Raw genomic sequence first — 1,978 nt, 5'->3', positions numbered from 1 at the left:
CCGAAGTTACGGCGAGTCTGAGTGCCGGGTTCGCCTCTGATCTGCCCTTTCTCAGGTTCGGAGCTCTGCGGATGTAGTCAGAATTGTTGGCGTGTCGCGGCGACTGTTCGTCGTGAATTGCAGTACCGTGATAGGTATGGCAAAGCGTGGGGACGCGGTCCATGTGGTCAGAGTGCGGAAGTCGCATGTGGACAAACAGGGGCAACACCGCGACTACGAGTCCGCCTATCTGCGGCGGACGTTCCGCGAGGGCACCCGGGTGCGCAACGAGACCGTGGCAAACCTGTCCACGCTGCCCGCGCACGTGATCGACTGGGTCGAGGCCGGGCTGAAGGGGCAGACGCTGGTGCCGGCAGACACCGCGGCCACGGTGCTCCGCTCGGTGCCGCACGGACACGTGGCCGCGGTCTGGGCCCAGGCCAAGGCTCTGGGCCTGCCGGCCCTGCTCGGCCCGGCCGGCCGGCAGCGGGATCTGGCGATGGCGCTGATCCTCGCCCGGGCGGTGGCCCCGGCCTCGAAACTGGCGACCGCCTCCTGGTGGGCCGACACCACCCTCGGGGTGGACCTCGAGGTCGCCGGGGCGGGCACGGACGAGATCTACGCGGCGATGGACTGGCTGGTGGGTCGCCAGGACCGCATCGAAAAACAGCTCGCCGGAAAGCATCTGGACCCGAAGGTGAATCCGTCGCGGATCGCGATGTTCGACCTGTCCTCCTCGTGGGTGACCGGCCGGCACTGCGACCTGGCCGCCCGCGGCTACTCCCGCGACGGGAAGAAGGGCTGCGAGCAGATCGAATACGGGCTGCTCACCGACCCCGAGGGTCGTCCGGTCGCGGTCCGGGTGTTTCCCGGCAACACCGCCGACCCGGCCGCCTTCACCCACGCCGTGACGGCGGTCAAAGACACTTTCGGGCTGGAGAACATGCTGATGGTCGGCGACCGCGGCATGATCACCGCCGCCCGCATCACCGCCCTCAAAGAACTCGGCGGACTCGGGTGGTTGACCGCGCTGCGGGCCCCGCAGATCGCGGCGCTGGCCGCCGATGACGGGCCGTTGCAGATGTCGCTGTTCGACACCCAGAACTTCGCCGAGATCACCCACCCCGAGTATCCCGGGGAACGGTTGATCGTGTGCCGCAACCCGGCGCTGGCCGACGAGCGGGCCCGCAAACGCGGCGAGCTGCTCGATGCCACCGAGGCGGAACTGGGCAAGATCGTCGCCGCGGTCGCCGCGGGCCGGCTGACCGGGGCCGGGAAGATCGGCCTACGGGTCGGTCGGGTGCTGGGAAAATACAAGGTGGGCAAACACTTCCACCTCGACATCGCCGACACCTCGCTGACGGTGACCCGCAACCGGGAGCGGATCGACGCCGAGGCCGCCCTCGACGGCATCTACACCCTGCGCACCACCGCCAGCGCCGACGAACTCGGCACCGCCGCCGTGATCGACGCCTACAAGAACCTCTCCCGCGTCGAACGCGACTTCCGGTCCCTCAAGGCCATCGACCTGGACCTGCGCCCGATCCACCACCGCCTCACCGACCGGGTCAAGGCGCACGTGCTGATCTGCATGCTCGCCGCCTACCTCACCTGGCACCTGCGCCAGGCGTGGGCGCCGCTGACCTACACCGACGAACAACCGCCGCACCGCGAGGATCCCGTCGCACCCGCGGCCCGCTCGGCCGCCGCCCAGGCCAAGGCGGCCCGCAAGACCACCACCGACGGTGACCTACCCACCCGCTCCTACCAGGCCTTGCTGGCCCACCTGGCCACCCTCACCCGCAACGACCTGCGCTACGGCGACGACGGACCGATCGTGGCGACCCTCGCCGTCCCCACCCCGACCCAACGACGCGCGTTCGAACTCCTCGACACCGCCATCCCCCTGGCGGTCAAGTAGCCAGAACAACCACAACCGAAACCAACGAACCCCCAGCTCAACTGGGGGTTCGCTCGTCCACCTGACCGTAACTTCGGG

The 1,978-nt window shown here is 69.0% G+C and carries 1 protein-coding gene; it reads left to right on the top strand.

Going from position 1 to position 1,978, the window contains the following annotated elements:
- The first annotated feature begins 136 nt into the window (after positions 1-136).
- A complete protein-coding gene (locus RJ1_RS44775; protein ID WP_073371151.1) occupies positions 137-1,900 on the top strand; it encodes an IS1634 family transposase in 1,764 nt (587 codons plus the stop codon).
- Positions 1,901-1,978 lie beyond the last annotated feature (78 nt).

Source organism: Rhodococcus jostii NBRC 16295 (genome assembly GCF_001894825.1).
Lineage (GTDB): Bacteria > Actinomycetota > Actinomycetes > Mycobacteriales > Mycobacteriaceae > Rhodococcus_F > Rhodococcus_F jostii.
The sequence above is the reverse complement of the archived record's forward strand: the minus strand, read 5'-3'. Positions and strand labels throughout refer to the sequence as shown.

Coding starts and splice junctions, on each gene's coding strand:
- RJ1_RS44775 (WP_073371151.1), top strand. CDS start 137: ATGGCAAAGCGTGGGGACGCGGTCCATGTGGTCAGAGTGCGGAAGTCG.